Origin of the sequence: Candidatus Manganitrophus morganii (assembly GCA_021651055.1) — a bacterium.
GTDB classification, from domain to species: domain Bacteria; phylum Nitrospirota; class Nitrospiria; order SBBL01; family Manganitrophaceae; genus Manganitrophus; species Manganitrophus morganii.
In genome coordinates this window covers 493,809-508,965 of sequence record JAJHOH010000001.1, presented here as the reverse complement: position 1 = coordinate 508,965, position 15,157 = coordinate 493,809, and the positions used below count along the sequence as shown (strand labels likewise).

Here is a 15,157-nt window from a genome sequence, read left to right as displayed (position 1 = left end):
TGAATCTTTCAAGTGAGGAAAAATCATGACGACAAAAGCGACCAAAATTCTTTGGACAAAAACGGATGAAGCGCCTGCCTTGGCAACCTATTCTTTTCTTCCGATCGTCAGTGCATTTACAAAAGTATCGGGCGTTTCGGTTGAATTGAGGGATATCTCGCTGGCCGGTAGAATTATCGCCACCTTTCCCGAAAATCTCACGGCAGCCCAGAAGCAATCGGACGACCTGGCCGAATTGGGAGAACTGGCCAAGACGCCGGAAGCCAACATCATCAAACTCCCGAACGTCAGCGCCTCGATCCCCCAGCTGAAAGCGGCCATCAAAGAATTACAGGCCCAGGGCTACAAAATCCCTGACTATCCCGAAGACCCGAAAACCGACCAAGAAAAAGAGATCAAGACGCGATATGCCAAGGTTTTGGGAAGCGCCGTCAATCCGGTGCTGCGCGAAGGAAACTCCGATCGCCGCGCGCCTCTCTCGGTGAAAAACTATGCCAAAAAGAACCCGCACAAGATGGGCGCCTGGAGCCCCGACTCTAAGACCCATGTCGCCCATATGACGAAGGGCGATTTCCGGTCGAACGAGAAATCGATGACGGTCGCCGAGGCGACCGAAGCGCGGATCGAGTTTGTCGGCCAGGACGGAAAAACCACCGTCCTGAAACCGAAGGTCGCGATGAAGGCGGGCGAAGTGATCGATGCCACATTCATGAGCCGCCGCGCCCTGCGCGAGTTCCTCGAAGCGCAGATCGAAGATGCCAAGAAGCAGGGGGTGTTGTTCTCCGTCCACCTCAAAGCGACGATGATGAAGATCTCCGATCCGAAGATCTTCGGCCATGTCGTCTCGGTCTTCTTCAAAGAGGTTTTCGAAAAACACAAAGACACCTTCCAGAAGCTCGGGGTCGATCCCGACAACGGCCTCGGCGATCTTTATGCCAAGATCAAGGGCCTGCCGGACGATCAACGCGCCGCCATCGAAGCCGATATCCAGGCGGTCTATCAGAAGCGGCCCCCCCTCGCGATGGTGAACTCCGACAAGGGGATCACCAATCTGCATGTCCCGAGCGATGTGATCATCGACGCTTCCATGCCGCCGGTCATCCGCGACTCCGGAAAGATGTGGGGTCCCGATGGAAAGGCGTACGACACCAAGGCGGTCATTCCCGACGGCAGCTATGCCCCGGTCTATAAGGAAGTTGTCGAGTTTTGCAAAAAACATGGCGCCCTCGATCCGAAGACGATGGGAAGCGTTCCCAACGTCGGCCTCATGGCGCAAGCCGCCGAGGAATACGGATCGCACGACAAGACCTTCAAGGCGCCCGGAAATGGAACGATCCGGGTGGTCACCACCTCCGGACAAACGTTGCTGGAGCACGCGGTGGAAGAAGGCGATATCTGGCGGATGTGCCAGGTGAAAGACGCCGCGATCCAGGACTGGGTGAAGCTCGCCGTCAATCGGGCGAAAGCGACCGGCTCCCCCGCGATCTTCTGGCTCGATAAGAGCCGGGCGCACGACGCGGAGCTGATCAAGAAGGTCAACAAATATCTCCCGAATCACGACACCAAGGGCCTCGACATCCGGATCATGTCTCCGGCCGAGGCGACGAAGCTCTCGCTGGAGCGGATCAAAGAGGGGAAGGACACCATCTCGGTGACCGGGAACGTGCTGAGAGATTACCTCACCGATCTTTTCCCGATTCTGGAAATCGGCACCAGCGCCAAAATGCTCTCGATCGTTCCGCTCATGAACGGCGGCGGCCTTTTCGAGACCGGCGCCGGCGGCTCGGCCCCGAAGCATGTTCAGCAGCTTCAGGAAGAAGGGTTCTTGCGGTGGGATTCGCTCGGCGAGTTTTTAGCGCTCGCCGCTTCTTTGGAGCATCTCGCCAAGGCCGGGAACAATCCGAAAGCGCAGCTCCTGGCCGACACGCTCGACCGCGCCACCGGCAAGTTCCTCGACACCAACAAGTCACCCGGCCGCAAGCTTGGAGAGCTCGACAATCGCGGGAGCCACTTCTACCTCGCCTTCTACTGGGCGCAGGCCCTGGCCGAGCAGACGCAGGATAAAGATCTTCAAGCCCGCTTCGCCAAGATCGCCAAAGAGATGGAGCAGAACGAGGCGAAGATTCTGGCCGAGCTGAAAGCCGCTCAGGGGCAGAAGGTCGATCTCGGAGGGTACTATCATTCCGATCCGGAGAAGACCAGCAAAGCGATGCGTCCAAGCCCGACGTTGAACGCAATCGTCGACGCGATTAAATAGATTTCGGAAGGTTTTAGAAAAAAGCCTGAGGCAGGATGTTCTGCCTCAGGCTTTTTTGTTTTTGAGCGCCGTAATGCCGGGACTAAACACATTCCTATTTGCCCTGTCTGTTTCGGCTTTATCTGATACCGTTAGAGGCGTATTTAAATGTTTCCTGCTCTACGCTCTTTCCCTGAAGCGTTTGACAACATGTCGCTTTCGGCGTATATCTAAAAACCAATCGTAAAAAAGCGGCTTCTCGGGCCTGGCGACCCGAATCTTATATAAGAGGACCCATGCCAATCATTTCAACGTTTTTTGGGATTATTATACGAATGTATTTCGGGGATCATAATCCTCCACACTTCCATGCCGAATTTCAGGGGGAGAAGGCAACATTCAATTTCGAGGGCAAACTCCTTGCTGGGAGTATTTCCTCCGGAACGGCGCGGAAATTGGTGCGTGACTGGGCCCGTCGTCACAAACTCGAGCTTATGATAAACTGGAGAAACATTGAGAGAGGACGGCCACTCAATCGAATTAAGCCCTTGGAGTAATTTTATGAATTATTTACCACAGGTAATCGCAGCGCGCCATATAAGCGGATTTATCGTTTCAACTCGTTTCGATGACGGAACTGAGAAACACATTGATCTTTCTCAATGGTTCAAAGGCCCGGTTTTTGAACCTCTCAAGGATCCAAAGCTGTTTAAAAAGTTCTTCATAGAAGGGGGAACACTCGCTTGGCCAAACGGCGTCGATATCGCTCCTGAAGCCTTGTACGCCGCGCGTGACTTAGAAAAAAAGCACCACAAAAAGATGGAGCGGATACGGAAAACACCCCGCTCATCTTAAACATTCAGTACGCGAAGCATCGCCGAACCTCTTTTTTCGGTGTCCGTGAAAGTCGGGCTAGCGCACTCAGACCCCATCGCCCTATTCATCGTGTGAGTCTCATGTTTAATTCCAATTATCGATTTTGATGTCGTTGGGCGAGGGTTTCCCTTTTCCTGTTTCAACGAGGTCTCTGAGACTCAACATGAATATGGCCCACTTCATGCTGCAATGAGCGGTAAACTCGACCGCCTCACGCCAGTTCTTGTGAGCGAAGAGAACGATCGTGTAATCACCTTCCTGGGATAGGTCGAATATCACGTCCGTTCCGATCCATTCTGCCGGCCCCGATTTGAAACGCCAATGCACCTTCTTGTTCGGATCGAGCGCCATCACCTCCATGGTCATGCTGCCGATTTCCTTTCCGCTCGGGGTGAGGAAGCGGACTTCAATCTCTCCACCGGATTTAGAAACGCCCGTCGTTTCCTTTGTCCACCAGCCCGCAATGCCCTCGACCGTCGATAACGCTGCGTAAACTTTCGAAATCGGCGCCTTCATTCCAACCCTGTGAATGATATCGACCATGTTGTCCTCCGTTTGAAATCTGGTTGATATTTTCTTCCCCTGTTTTTTCGCCTAACTTTCCACAAATGATTTCAGTCGCGATAGCGCCTGATCCCATTGATCGGAAACAAACTCCAGGTACTCCTTCATGTCTTTGAATGGGCGCGTATCAAGCTCAAAAAGATTTTCACGGCCGGAGTAGGTGCTCCGCACGACGCCGGCGCCCTCCAACACCCTGAGATGTTTTGTCACCGCCTGCCGCGTGAGCTCCGACCCTTCTGTTAATTGTGAGATCGACTGACGCCGCCCCTTGGAGAGTTTCATCACGAGGGATAGACGCGTCTCATCTCCCAGAGCCGAGAAGAGGTATGCGTAATCTTTGAGCTTGACTGCCGCTCCGCTACGATTTGCCTTCGACATGCTGTTGTATGTCCCTCATTTGAGCTTCCCAACCCCGTTCATCCATACGAAATGCCTCGGCGCGACGGTTGGCGGGGATTTTATCAAAGCCCGACTCCGTGATGGTCAGCAGCGTGCCGCTTGCGGTCTTCGCCAATTTGAATTCAACGAGCGTCGGGATTTCCGCGGAGTAATCTATTTTGGGATCGACGGCGTAAGGATGCCATGTGAAGGAAAAGAGTTGCTCGGGCTCCATCTTCTGGACCACGACTTTCCATTTAAAATCTTCTCCCTGATGGCTGATTTTTCCTTGGACGGTTTTGCCGGGAATAAACGGTCCCTCCAGCTTCACTCCAAACCATTCGCCAAACTCCCGGTAATCGGTCAGCGCGCGCCAGACCTTTGAAATCGGCGCTTTGAGCTCAATGCTTTTTTCGATGCGATCGTTCATGGGCAACCTCCTAGTTGCATGTTGAAGTTGCATAGTATACGAGGTGAGCGAAATAAGCAACCTTTTTATTGCGCTTTTAAAACGTGCGTAACCTCCTCTCAAAACCCGGAGAATGGTTACGTTTTCGATAGAAAATAGGGTTGCCGGTCGCGGATCTTTTAAGAATGACATGTCCCGAGAGAGGCGGGGGTCGCATCTTTACTTATGCGACCTCCTGAACTCGCTCACGGAACTTTTACCTGAAGGAATGTTATTTTTTCTTCTGCAAGACTTCGAAGACCTGCTCGACGCTTGCATCCGGAAGGATCTCACCGTCAATGATCAACGTCGGGCTTTTGCTTTGACCCGACTTCTCTTCGATCTCTCTTTTGAAATCCGGGTTCCGGGTCATATCCCTTTCCTCAAACGGAATATCTTGCGCTTTCAGAAATGCCGCGACGGCCGCCGCCCAAGGGCATCCTGTCTTTTTATAAATGGCAATGTTCATCTTCTGATCTCCTCCTGGCGCTGCCCACAAACATAAAAAACCGACATACTTCGATGTTAGCACACGCGCGGATGCCGATACTATCTGCCGGCGCACTTAGACAAAAGCCTGAGGCAGGAAAACACATTCTGCTTCAGGCTTTTTGTTTTGGAGAAGGATGAAGGCGATGATAAGGATCGACCTACAAACAGGTTGTCCTCATTCTTTGTCTTGCCTTATTTGTTTCGTTTCATTCAATCGAACGGGTAAAAAAACGGTAAAGGTCGATCCTTCCCCATGGCTGCTCTCGACGCGGATCTCTCCCTGAAGGAGGTGGACCAAATCTTTTACGATTCTTAAGCCCAAACCGACGCCGCCGTAGGCGCGCGTCAATTCGGCATCGACTTGATGAAATGCGTTGAATAGTTTAGGCAGCTCTTCCGCCTTAATGCCGATGCCGGTATCCTGAAGGGCGATCTCAATCCCTTTTCTCTCCGGCAGATTTTTTCCGGTGACCGTAATACTCCCCTTGGAGGTAAATTTGACGGCGTTGGAGAAGAGATTGGTGAAAATCTGCTTGATCTTCCCGACATCCGATTCAATCGGTGGAAGACGATCGAACCCCTTCCATTTAAGCTGAATCGGTTTCTGATCCAAAAGGGGTTTCATCCCGATGATGATCCCTTTGAGTAAGTCGGGGAGATTCAGCGCTTCGATATGAATGAGCAGTTTTCCCGCTTCGATTTTGGATAGATCCAGGACATCATTGACCAGGGCGAGGAGATCACTGGCGTTTCTCACCACCCCTTCCAGAGGGGTCTTTTGTTCATCGCCGACCGGGCCGTACGTTTCATCCAACAGAAGAGAAGCGTAGCCGAGAATCGAATTGATCGGCGTCCTCAATTCGTGGGAAACGTTCGAGACAAATTGTGATTTAAGACGGCTGGCTTCTTGCGCTTCGATCGTCCGCTGTTCGAGGGATTCTTCCGCTTCCTTCCGTTGGGTAATATCGCGCAGATAGCCGGTGAACAGGGGGGGGCCGTCCAAGGGAATCCGGGTGACGGCAAGCTCGACCGGAAATTCGGCTCCATTCGCCCGAATCGCGGTCATCTCAATCCGCTTTCCCAAAATGGGTCCGTTTTCGGTGGCGAGGTAATGCGCCAAGCCTTCGCGATGTTTCTCTCGCAGGGCGGGGGGAATAATCAACTCCGCCATCTCCTTCCCGATCACCTCATCCCGCCGGAAGCCGAAGGTCCTCTCCGACGCCGGGTTGAACTCGATGACTCTTCCCTGGTGATCCATCGTAATAATACAATCCAACGCCGACTCCAGGATAGCCGTTTTGCGGGCCTCACTTTCTTGCGTCGCTCTCTCCGCCTGTTTTCGTTCGATGAACTGCCCGATCGAACTTCCGATACTGGCCATCAACTGAAGGACGTCCGCATCCGGTTCTCGGATTTCATGACTGAAGAATTCAATGACCCCCAAGAGATCTGTCCCGCCCCGGATCGGGAATCCAAACGCCGCATGCAGCCCTTCATCGATGGCGATTCCCTCTCTCGGGAAGTTCGCGTCTTCGACGACGTCGGAAATCCAGGCCGGCTCTCCGTTGGCCCAAATCCGTCCCGGCAGCCCTTCGCCAACCAGGAAGGTCTTTTTTCGGCAGACCTCTTCGAAAGCGGCAAGCGCCTCGGAAGGCTTGTGCCATATCTCGACGTACCGCAGCCGGTACCGCTCCTTGTCCACGAGCCAAATCACGCCAAGTTCCCATGTTAAGCTGTCGCAAATGGCCTGAATGATTTTGGGGGCGGCTTGTTTTAAAGTCGTCGATTCCGCCAGGACGCGCGTCACGGCATATTGAGCCGACAGGCGTCTTCGCGCGGCCTCGACGTTCAGACGCTCTTTTTGTTCTTGTAATAGTTTCCGGTTCTTTTTATATAAATCGACAAAGACGGAGACTTTCGATCTTAGAATGAGCGGGTTGAATGGTTTGAGGACATAATCGACCGCGCCGGCTGAATACCCTTCGAATAGCTGTTGCTCATCCTGCTGGAGTGCGGTGAGAAAAATAATCGGAATATATTTTGATTGTTCCCGTTGTTTAATGAGCTTGGCGGTCTCCAATCCATCGATGTCCGGCATTCGGACATCGAGCAGAATGAGGGCAAAATCTTCCTTGAGAAGATGTTTGAGGGCCTCTTTCCCGGAGTGGGCCTTGACCAAATGATAATCAGGGGAGTCGAGGAGCGCTTCCAGCGAAAGAAGGTTTTGAGGATGGTCGTCTACCAACAATATATTTATTTTTTCCTGAGGATTCATTCTTTCCGAATTGTTGGTTGTATAAAATCAAAAATTCTTTTGTATCCTATCATAAACATAAATCCAATTCATAGGGAGCCTTCGCGCCGGTCGTGGGTCATTTTGAGAATCACGGAAGTCATACCCGCTTTCGCGGGCATGACGTACCTCGGACATTCCAAAAAGAGTCACGGCCTCTCGATGATATCTTTCTTGACATTTCTCCCGTAATTCGAATACATTCGCAGCGTCGTCCCGACTCGATAAAACATCGATCGTCGTAAATTGGGAGGGCCATTCGGGTGGCGATGGGGCGGTCAGGGAATGACAAACGTGCGTATATTCAGCGAGGGAAGACCCGTTTGATGAGGGGCCTATTAAGAATCAATTTGTTTTTGTGTCGGCTTTTCGTCGGGGGCATCCTTATGATGGCGTTGGTTTTTCCTGTTCAAGCCGCGCCGCCGGCGCTTACCGAATATCAGGTGAAAGCGGCCTTTATTTATAACTTCGCCAAATTTGTGGAGTGGCCCGAAGAGGTCATGGGGGATGGCCGGCCCTTTGTGATCGGGATTGTGGGGCAGGACCCTTTTGGGAATTTTATTGATGAGGCGATTACCGGAAAGCGGATCCGCGAAAAGAAAATGACCGTCAGGCGATTCTCCCGGATCGAAGAGGCGGTCGATTCGCATATTCTTTTTATCAGCGGCTCGGAGGAGAAAAATATCACCGGGCATCTGAAGGGTCTGGGCCGCGCGCCGATCCTCACCGTCAGCGACGCCGACCGGTTTGCCGGGCAAGGGGGGATGGTCCAATTGGTCATGGAGCAAAACCGGGTTCGTTTTGCCGTCAACGTGTCGGCATTCGAGCGGGCCGGTTTGAGGCCGAGCTCCCAGTTGTTAAAACTGGCCCGGATCGTCCCCGATGGCGGCGCGGATAAAAGATTCCCATCCGGTGAATGGTATTCTGGACGTTCCCTCTACTATCCATTAAAAACACTCTACAGCATTCAGCTTCAGAAGCTGATTCGGAAACTGAAGGCAGGTTCTCCTTCTCCTGTTCAAGCCGATCAGGGGGGAAAACTCTAAAGAGCATCCATTCTTTATCTTATCGCATTATCTTTCACCTCTTTTCTCATCAAAAAAGACCCAACAGTTTCATCCCAACGAAAATCAGAAAGATCCCGAAGGCCCGGCTGAGGTAAGGCGGGTGAAGCCGGTGGGCCAGCGAAGCGCCGACCGGCGCGGTCAGCGTGCTGGTGATGGCGATCAGGAGGGCCGCTTTGGGTGAGACAAATCCCCACGCGTCGGGGGGAAGGGCCGAATGTGCCCAGCCATGATAAACGAAGCCGGCGGCTCCGAAGAGCGCAATGACCACCCCTTGCGCGCTGGAGGTCCCGATCGCGATCTTGATCGGCCGGTCGAGAAGGGTGACGAGGAGGGGAACGGTAAGCGTTCCTCCGCCGATGCCGAAAAGGGAGGAGACGGCGCCGATGGTCAGTCCGCCGAAAGGGTAGATCCACCCGGTTGAAACCGGCTTCCCGGGGGGCTTCGGCGGCGGGACGATGAGCATCCGCGCCGCGATCATCAATTCAAAAAAACCGAAGAGGCGCTTGAGAGTCATCCCATGAATCGCCCCCGCCAGAACGGCCCCGACCTGCGTCCCGACCACGATGAAGAGCGACATCCCCGTCACCGCCTGCCAATCGACGTTGCCGTTCTTGTGGTGCGTCCAGGCGCCGGCCGAGCCGGTAAAAAGGATGGTCGCGAGGCTGGTTCCAACGGCGAGCTGGGTGACGATCTCCGGCGCGACCCCGCGCGCCTGAAAAAGAAAAATCAGCGCCGGCACCAAGAGGACGCCGCCGCCGATGCCAAGCAGGCCGGCCATCATGCCGGCGACCGCGCCGATCGCTCCGAGGAGGAGCGCCTCGGTCATCGGCGCTTCTCGTCTTTCGGATTGGATGACGGCGGTTTGGCCGGCGGGGCCGAGAGGGCGCAGCGGAAACCGTTGTCGGGGCCGAAGACGTCGGGGCGGTTGTAATTGCGAAACGTGACCTGGGTGAACATCTCGTCGGCGAAGTGCCGGTCCGAATTAAACGAGCCGCCCCGGACGACCTTGTGAAGAATGCCGTAGTCGGACGAGTTGTATTTGTTGCCGGGATAGGGCTGATACCAGCTGTCGGTCCATTCCGACACGTTCCCCCCCATGTCGAGAACGCCGTAGGGGCTCTTGTCTTGAGGCACGGCGCCGACCGGCATCGGAAATTTTCCGACGTTCGTTTTTTGCGGATCGAATCCCTCTCCCCAGACGTAGGCGCGGCCGTCGGTTCCGCGCGCCGCCTTTTCCCACTCCGCCTCGGTCGGAAGCCGTTTGCCGATCGCCCGGCAGTAGCGGTCGGCCTCGAACCAGTTGACGTCGGTGACCGGAAAGGTCTCGGTCCGGCCCGGTATCCTCAGGCTGGGATCGACTTTTTTGTAGTCGCCGTAGGTCACCTCCGTCCGGTCGATGTAAAAGGGGGGAAGATTCACCTCATGTTTCGGCTTGGCGTCTTCCTGGCCCCAGGGGGTGTCGGGGGGGAGTTTATCGAGCCCCATCCAGAACGGTCCGGCGGGGATCAGGACCATCCCGGGCGGGGCCTCCGTTTTCGGCTTTGCGGAAAGAACCGGCGGGGCCTGAAAGGTCCAGCCGATGACGAGCGCGAGTCCGATGATGATCCATTGTCCGAATTTCATGGGGCCGATTGTAGGGCGCAACGCAGAGGGTGTCAAGTGGCCGGTGAGGTTTTACCGACGAAAAAAGAGGGCCCGGAAGAGGGCTGGACCGCTCCTATTCGAAAGGGATAAAATGCGATTAATCGATTCTGAAGGAGCAAGGCGTGTCTTTACAAGTCGAGGATGAGGCCGTATAATTCGGAAAGAACCTGGAGAAAAGCGATGAAAAACAAGGCCCTTCCCACCTACGGCGATCCGACGGTTCAGAAAATGATCGAGACTTTTTTTGACGGCAACGAGGCGGCCCGGGTTTATGCCGATGAATGCCAAAGAAGGGGCCTGCCCCTCGTCATCGACCACATCACGATCCGCTGCATGAATGTCGATCGCCGTGCGGAGCCGTTCCTGACAAGCGGCTATCGTTTCGAAGGAGAGGTCGTCGAGTATCCCGATCAGGGGTGGTGGGCCAAGGTCTACCGGCGGCCCGGCTATCCGGCCCTCTTCGTCGATCAGGCGTACGAGGATGAACGCGGGGGAAAGAGCATCATTCCGGCCTGGGTTGCCCGGTTCAGCGACCAGGTGCTCCATCACGTCGCCGTCCGGGTGAGTGATATCGATCAGACCGTCGCGGCGCTCCGGGAGCGGGGGGTGGAGTTCTCCGGCGCGGTGGTCGGCAATAAGGGAACGCGCCTTCGGCAAATCTTTACGGCGTCGGAAGTCCGGGAGGGAGAGGCGTTTTCCGTTCTGGAATTGACGGAGCGGAACGGCTACGACGGATTCTATCCGGAACAGGCCGACAGCCTGATGCAATCATCGACCAAAACGCGATCCAAATAATCTGAATGTGGTAAGGGCAGACCGGAGTGTCTGCCCTCGTAGGGCGCAGATTGTGCGCCTCTACAACGGAGGCGGACATGATGATTAAACGGCTGCTGCATACCCGATTGCGCGTCTCAGACCTGAATCAGGCCCTTTATTTCTTCACCGAAGTCCTGGGTCTCCAAGTGACCGAGCGTCACGACTCCCCCCGAGGCTCCAAGCTCGCCTTCCTCTCCGTGCCGGGGGGACAGGAGGAGATCGAGCTTTGCGAATACAAGCCGAGCGGCCCGGTGCAGGTTCAGGAAGATTTGGTCCATCTCGCCTTCGAGGTCAACCACCTCGATGCGATGCTCGTCTACCTCAAGTCAAAGGGAGTTCCGATCACCGACGGTCCCACCGTCTCTTCCAGCGGGAGTCGCTTCGCTTTCATCGAGGCGCCCGATAAATATGAAATCGAGCTGATCGAGAGAGCGCGATGAAACAAAATTAGGAATTGAGAATGAGGAATTAAAAACCGCATTCCTCATTCCACATTCGTAATTCCTAATTGAACTTACTCCAGCCTCAGCACCACATCCTTCGGCAAGAACGACAGAAGCGACTGCGTCGCCCCTTCAAGATACCCTTTGTCTTTCGATTCCAGGGTGAGGATCACTTTGTATTCGGGATGATGGAGGATCGGGTACGATCCGAGGAGAAGGCGGGGGAAGAGGCGGAGGACTTTGTTGAGATCTTCGGCGACGAGCGCTTCGTCTCCGGTGAGGAAAATTTTTCGGAGATGGAAAGGCGTTTCTCTGAATCGCTCCTTGATCGCTTCGAATTTCCGGACCAATAAAGAGGGGATTCCCGGAAAGATATAAATATTCTCGAAGCGAAGCACCGGAACCCGAAGCCCCTCCGCGTGGAGAAGCTCGAGCCCCTCCGGCACATCGGCCAGCTTCAGTTGCGCCGGATTTAAATCTCCCCCGTAAACGGTCCTGAGGAGCTGATCGAGGATGGGATGATGGGTCAGCGGCCTTCCGACCCCTCGGGCAATCCCTTCCATCGTCACATCATCATGGGTCGGCCCGACCCCGCCGCTGGTGAAAACAAGATGGTATCTCTTCCGGCAAGCGGCGACCTCTTCGCCGATGGTATCGATTTCATCGGGGATCACCGAGATCCGCTGGACGTCGACCCCCAAGGCCCGCAGCTCGCCGGTGAGGTAAGGGGAGTTCGCGTCTTGAACTTTTCCGGAGAGGATTTCATTGCCGATGATGATGATTGCGGCGTTTTTACTTTGCTGCGCCATGATGCCGGTGACCTCTGTTCCTGCTCTCTCTGACTATTGCGCGTAGCGGTCTTCCGTCCAGGGGTCGGCGGTGTTGGAATAGCCGCGCATTTCCCAAAAGCCGAGCCGGTCGTTTTTCATGAAGTGGATCTCTTTGATCCACTTGGCGCTCTTCCAGGCATATCGCTTGGGGACGATCATCCGGACCGGGCCCCCATGTTCCCTCGAAAGGGGCTGGCCGTTCCACGCGTGGGCGAGCAGGACATCGTCGTCGGCGCAGACCGAGAGGGGGAGGTTGGTGGTGTAGCCGTCGTAGGAGGTGAAGTAAACGAATTTCGCTTCCGGGGCGGGCCGGACCTGTTCAATCAGCTTCCTGAAGAAGAGCCCCTCCCAATGCGCATCGAAGATGCTCCAGGTCGTGACGCAATGGAAGTCGGTGACGATCCGGTCGGTCGCCAACGCGCTGAACCGGTCCCAATTCCAGACGAGCGGGTTTTCGATCTCCCCTTTGATCGATAGCGCCCAATCATCGATATCGACCTCGGGAAGGATGCCGAGATCCAACACGGGAAAGCCCTTGTTGAGCTTCTGTCCGGGAGGAAGGCGCGGTCGTTCGTCCTTTTGGATCTCTCCCGTCAGGCCCCGTCCGTTCCGGGCCCACCCTTCTTTCTTGGCAATCAGCCGATCATCCGGCTCCAAAGTAAATTCCTCCTTGCAGTTCGGATTGTACCATCGCGCCCCGGAACGGATCAAACATCTTTTCGGGGTTCGATCGGGGCGCCGCAATGTTCACATTGTGTCGCATCATATTTGCTGGTCTTGCTGCAGGAAAGGCAAAGCCGGGGCTCGAATCCGGGAGGGGGACGGCGAAGGGCCGGAATGGCGAGAAGAACGGCCCAGATGGCAACGAGGGTGAAAACAGTCGCCAAAAAGAGGGGGCTTCCCATTTTTAAGACCTCTATTTTATTTTTATGGTCTTCTCGGATGGACCATGTCCACCAGGTGTTGGAGGGTCCCGAGAATGACCTCCAGGTTTTCCCGAGCGGGGCCGGCGCTGCCGGGGAGGTTGATGATCAAGGTGTCTTTTCGAATGGCGGCCGTGGCCCGGGAGATGATCGCCTTCTTCGTCTTTTTCTGAAAAACTTCGGTCCGCATGATCTCGGCGATCCCCGGCACTTCCCGGTCCATCGCGGCGCGGGTGGCGTCGGGGGTCCGGTCTTGTTTGCCGAGGCCGGAGCCGCCGGCGGTGAGGATGACGTCGGGCATGATCCGGTCGCTCCATTCGATCAGCTTGTCCCGGACCTTTTCTTCCTCGCTGGTAATCACCTCTTTCACGACGATCTCCCCGCCGGCTTCCGTGATCATCTTCGAAAGCTCATTGGTGACCCGGTCCTCGCCCGGCACGATCCCTCGTTCTTTAATCGATAAAATCCCGACCGTCAGCGCCATCCTTCCTCCTTGGATCATTGCGTATTACTATAAACCAAAATTTATTCAAAATACAAATGTTTTATCCCGCTCGCCAAGCCAGGGAGGGTGGCCCGCTTCCGTTCCCTCTTGTTCTCGGTTTCGGGATGACTTTTTATTCCTTCTTTGGTATGATCCCGCTCGCACATTTATTTCCCCTTTCGCTCTCTACGGGGCGAATCTCACGCCATCTAAAAAAGAGAAAGGAGTTCATCATGAGCGCATTTCAACTCGATCGGTTCCGTTCGAAGACGAAAGCGTCGTTCTTCTTGTTCTTGGCCGGCAGTATGGCGTTTGTGAGCGGCGTTCCGTCGGCGCAGGCCGAGGATCCGCTGCTCATCGGCGGTTTTGCGAGTTATCGGTACAATTTTGAGAATGAGCGGGCCGAACCGTTGGTCGGCGACAACCTTCTGAAGAATCGAACCGACATTACCGCCGAGCTCGATGTCGAGAAGAATTGGCCCGAGCTGAGCGGGCGGATCGATCTCAATATCCCCGCCACCGGAGAGGAAGCGCAGGGGGTGGTCCAAAACAACGGGGAGGGGATCGGGATCGAACAGGCCCGGTTCGACTGGACCCCGCTTTTCGGAGCCGAATTCGGCTTGAAGCTGACCGGAGGGGTTTGGAACCTGCCGCTGGGGCTTCAACCTCAGGATGCGCCGGAGCGCCTCACCACCAGCCGGACATTGCAGGCGGAGTTGATACCGGTTAATTTTGCAGGGTACCGCGTTGCCGGAGAGGCCGGGCCGTTCTCCCTGGGGGCTTTTAAAGGAAACGAGTGGCATGACGCGCCGGAGGAGTGGAGTTACGGTTTTGATGCTGGCTTCGAACTCCGCGACTGGGTGGACTTTCGCGTGGGAGCGGTCTATGGAACGGAAGATGAAAATGACGGGGATGGAACCGTTTATAACTTCGTCGCCAAAAGCTGGGCGGTCCCGATGACGTTTCTCGGCTTTGAATATACGATGGATGAAAGCAACCAGGCCTTCGGGATCACGGCGAATCATACCCACAAGGAACCGTTCCGGCACGGCCTGACGGTCCGGTACGAACAGGTGAACGCGGACGAGGATTCCGATTTTGCCGGAGCGTATTTCCTGGCGACGCCGAGGATCGGCGTCTTTCCGGCGGAGGCGGTCGATATCTCCGAGTGGACGGTGAGCGGTTCCATCGAGCCGGTCAATCACCTCGAGTTCCGCCTGGAGGGGATATGGACCAACATCGAGGAGGATACAACCGGCGGTGTCGATGAAGACCTTTTCACCATGACATTTGAGAGTGTGTACAGATTCTAAAGGAGTCCCTTTGTGGGGGCAGGCCCCCGTGCCTGCCCCCACAAAGGCCGGGCTAGACTTGAACCAGCGGGGAGCTTCGTGATATGAATGAGGGTTCCAACCGGCCGGGAGGGTCCGATGTTATTGTCGTCGTTGGTGATGATCGGGATCGCCTTTCTTTTCTTCATCAGCTATCATTTTGAGAATCAGTTTTCATTCTTCAAATGGATCATGCGGTTTTCCACGGAGGTCCATTTCCTTCCGTCGGCCCGAGGGAAACGGTACTGGGCCTTTTTCTACGGCCTCATCGCCTTGCTTTGGGGGCTCGGGGGGCTGGTGTGGCATTTCTCTTCCTGATACAGGAATCACAA

18 protein-coding genes are annotated in these 15,157 nt (G+C 55.2%); 7 read left to right on the top strand and 11 right to left on the bottom strand.

Going from position 1 to position 15,157, the window contains the following annotated elements; translation table 11 throughout:
- Nucleotides 1–25: 25 nt before the first annotated feature.
- Both MCM46_02320 and MCM46_02315 read left to right on the top strand, forming a co-directional pair.
- The gene (locus tag MCM46_02320) at nt 26–2,257 is read left to right on the top strand and encodes an NADP-dependent isocitrate dehydrogenase (protein ID MCG3110636.1); all 2,232 of its coding nucleotides are present in this window, start codon (nt 26–28) and stop codon (nt 2,255–2,257) included.
- Nucleotides 2,258–2,797: 540 nt separating this feature from the next.
- Nucleotides 2,798–3,091 carry a DUF2442 domain-containing protein gene (locus MCM46_02315; GenBank protein ID MCG3110635.1) on the top strand — a complete coding sequence of 98 codons (294 nt, stop codon included), beginning with the start codon at nt 2,798–2,800 and terminating at the stop codon, nt 3,089–3,091.
- A gap of 105 nt (nt 3,092–3,196) precedes the next feature.
- Here the strand turns inward: MCM46_02315 and MCM46_02310 are convergent, their stop codons facing one another.
- The 5 genes from MCM46_02310 to MCM46_02290 all read right to left on the bottom strand — a co-directional run bounded on the left by MCM46_02310 (nt 3,197) and on the right by MCM46_02290 (nt 7,269).
- Entirely contained in the window at nt 3,197–3,655 is a 459-nt protein-coding gene (locus tag MCM46_02310) for an SRPBCC domain-containing protein (protein MCG3110634.1), read from the bottom strand.
- Between the two features lie 51 nt (nt 3,656–3,706).
- Nucleotides 3,707–4,054: an ArsR family transcriptional regulator gene (locus tag MCM46_02305; GenBank protein ID MCG3110633.1), complete on the bottom strand. Its 348-nt coding sequence runs from the start codon at nt 4,052–4,054 to the stop codon at nt 3,707–3,709.
- A complete protein-coding gene (locus MCM46_02300) occupies nt 4,035–4,484 on the bottom strand; it encodes an SRPBCC family protein (protein MCG3110632.1) in 450 nt (149 codons plus the stop codon). Before MCM46_02300 ends, MCM46_02305 begins: the two co-directional genes overlap by 20 nt.
- Nucleotides 4,485–4,734: 250 nt before the next feature.
- Nucleotides 4,735–4,971 carry a glutaredoxin gene (locus tag MCM46_02295; protein MCG3110631.1) on the bottom strand — a complete coding sequence of 79 codons (237 nt, stop codon included), beginning with the start codon at nt 4,969–4,971 and terminating at the stop codon, nt 4,735–4,737.
- A gap of 198 nt (nt 4,972–5,169) precedes the next feature.
- Nucleotides 5,170–7,269, bottom strand: coding sequence for a PAS domain S-box protein (locus MCM46_02290; GenBank protein ID MCG3110630.1), 2,100 nt, complete (start codon nt 7,267–7,269; stop codon nt 5,170–5,172).
- Nucleotides 7,270–7,673: 404 nt separating this feature from the next.
- Here MCM46_02290 and MCM46_02285 point away from each other — a divergent pair, with 404 nt between their 5' ends.
- Nucleotides 7,674–8,333, top strand: coding sequence for a YfiR family protein (locus tag MCM46_02285; protein ID MCG3110629.1), 660 nt, complete (start codon nt 7,674–7,676; stop codon nt 8,331–8,333).
- 49 nt (nt 8,334–8,382) lie between these two features.
- On the opposite strand, the gene MCM46_02280 is transcribed toward MCM46_02285, so the two are convergent.
- A complete protein-coding gene (locus MCM46_02280) occupies nt 8,383–9,180 on the bottom strand; it encodes a sulfite exporter TauE/SafE family protein (GenBank protein MCG3110628.1) in 798 nt (265 codons plus the stop codon).
- Complete coding sequence (locus MCM46_02275; protein MCG3110627.1) at nt 9,177–9,977, bottom strand: formylglycine-generating enzyme family protein; 801 nt, start codon at nt 9,975–9,977, stop codon at nt 9,177–9,179. The genes MCM46_02280 and MCM46_02275 overlap by 4 nt, the downstream gene beginning before the upstream one ends.
- Before the next feature lie 201 nt (nt 9,978–10,178).
- Here MCM46_02275 and MCM46_02270 point away from each other — a divergent pair, with 201 nt between their 5' ends.
- Nucleotides 10,179–10,793 (top strand): VOC family protein, encoded by a 615-nt coding sequence (locus MCM46_02270; GenBank protein MCG3110626.1) that lies wholly within the window; start codon nt 10,179–10,181, stop codon nt 10,791–10,793.
- A gap of 77 nt (nt 10,794–10,870) precedes the next feature.
- Nucleotides 10,871–11,254 (top strand): VOC family protein, encoded by a 384-nt coding sequence (locus tag MCM46_02265; protein ID MCG3110625.1) that lies wholly within the window; start codon nt 10,871–10,873, stop codon nt 11,252–11,254.
- 74 nt (nt 11,255–11,328) lie between these two features.
- Here the strand turns inward: MCM46_02265 and MCM46_02260 are convergent, their stop codons facing one another.
- The 4 genes from MCM46_02260 to MCM46_02245 are packed head-to-tail and all read right to left on the bottom strand — an operon-like array spanning nt 11,329 to nt 13,494.
- Nucleotides 11,329–12,066, bottom strand: a complete 738-nt coding sequence (locus MCM46_02260) for a competence/damage-inducible protein A (protein ID MCG3110624.1) — start codon at nt 12,064–12,066, stop codon at nt 11,329–11,331.
- 33 nt (nt 12,067–12,099) lie between these two features.
- Nucleotides 12,100–12,798, bottom strand: a complete 699-nt coding sequence (locus tag MCM46_02255) for a sulfite oxidase-like oxidoreductase (GenBank protein ID MCG3110623.1) — start codon at nt 12,796–12,798, stop codon at nt 12,100–12,102.
- Nucleotides 12,795–12,992 (bottom strand): hypothetical protein, encoded by a 198-nt coding sequence (locus MCM46_02250; protein MCG3110622.1) that lies wholly within the window; start codon nt 12,990–12,992, stop codon nt 12,795–12,797. Before MCM46_02250 ends, MCM46_02255 begins: the two co-directional genes overlap by 4 nt.
- Nucleotides 12,993–13,014: 22 nt before the next feature.
- Complete coding sequence (locus MCM46_02245; GenBank protein MCG3110621.1) at nt 13,015–13,494, bottom strand: MogA/MoaB family molybdenum cofactor biosynthesis protein; 480 nt, start codon at nt 13,492–13,494, stop codon at nt 13,015–13,017.
- Nucleotides 13,495–13,727: 233 nt separating this feature from the next.
- Here MCM46_02245 and MCM46_02240 point away from each other — a divergent pair, with 233 nt between their 5' ends.
- Together MCM46_02240 and MCM46_02235 are read left to right on the top strand one after the other, a co-directional pair.
- Nucleotides 13,728–14,807 carry a hypothetical protein gene (locus MCM46_02240; GenBank protein MCG3110620.1) on the top strand — a complete coding sequence of 360 codons (1,080 nt, stop codon included), beginning with the start codon at nt 13,728–13,730 and terminating at the stop codon, nt 14,805–14,807.
- A gap of 117 nt (nt 14,808–14,924) precedes the next feature.
- A complete protein-coding gene (locus tag MCM46_02235; protein MCG3110619.1) occupies nt 14,925–15,143 on the top strand; it encodes a hypothetical protein in 219 nt (72 codons plus the stop codon).
- Nucleotides 15,144–15,157 lie beyond the last annotated feature (14 nt).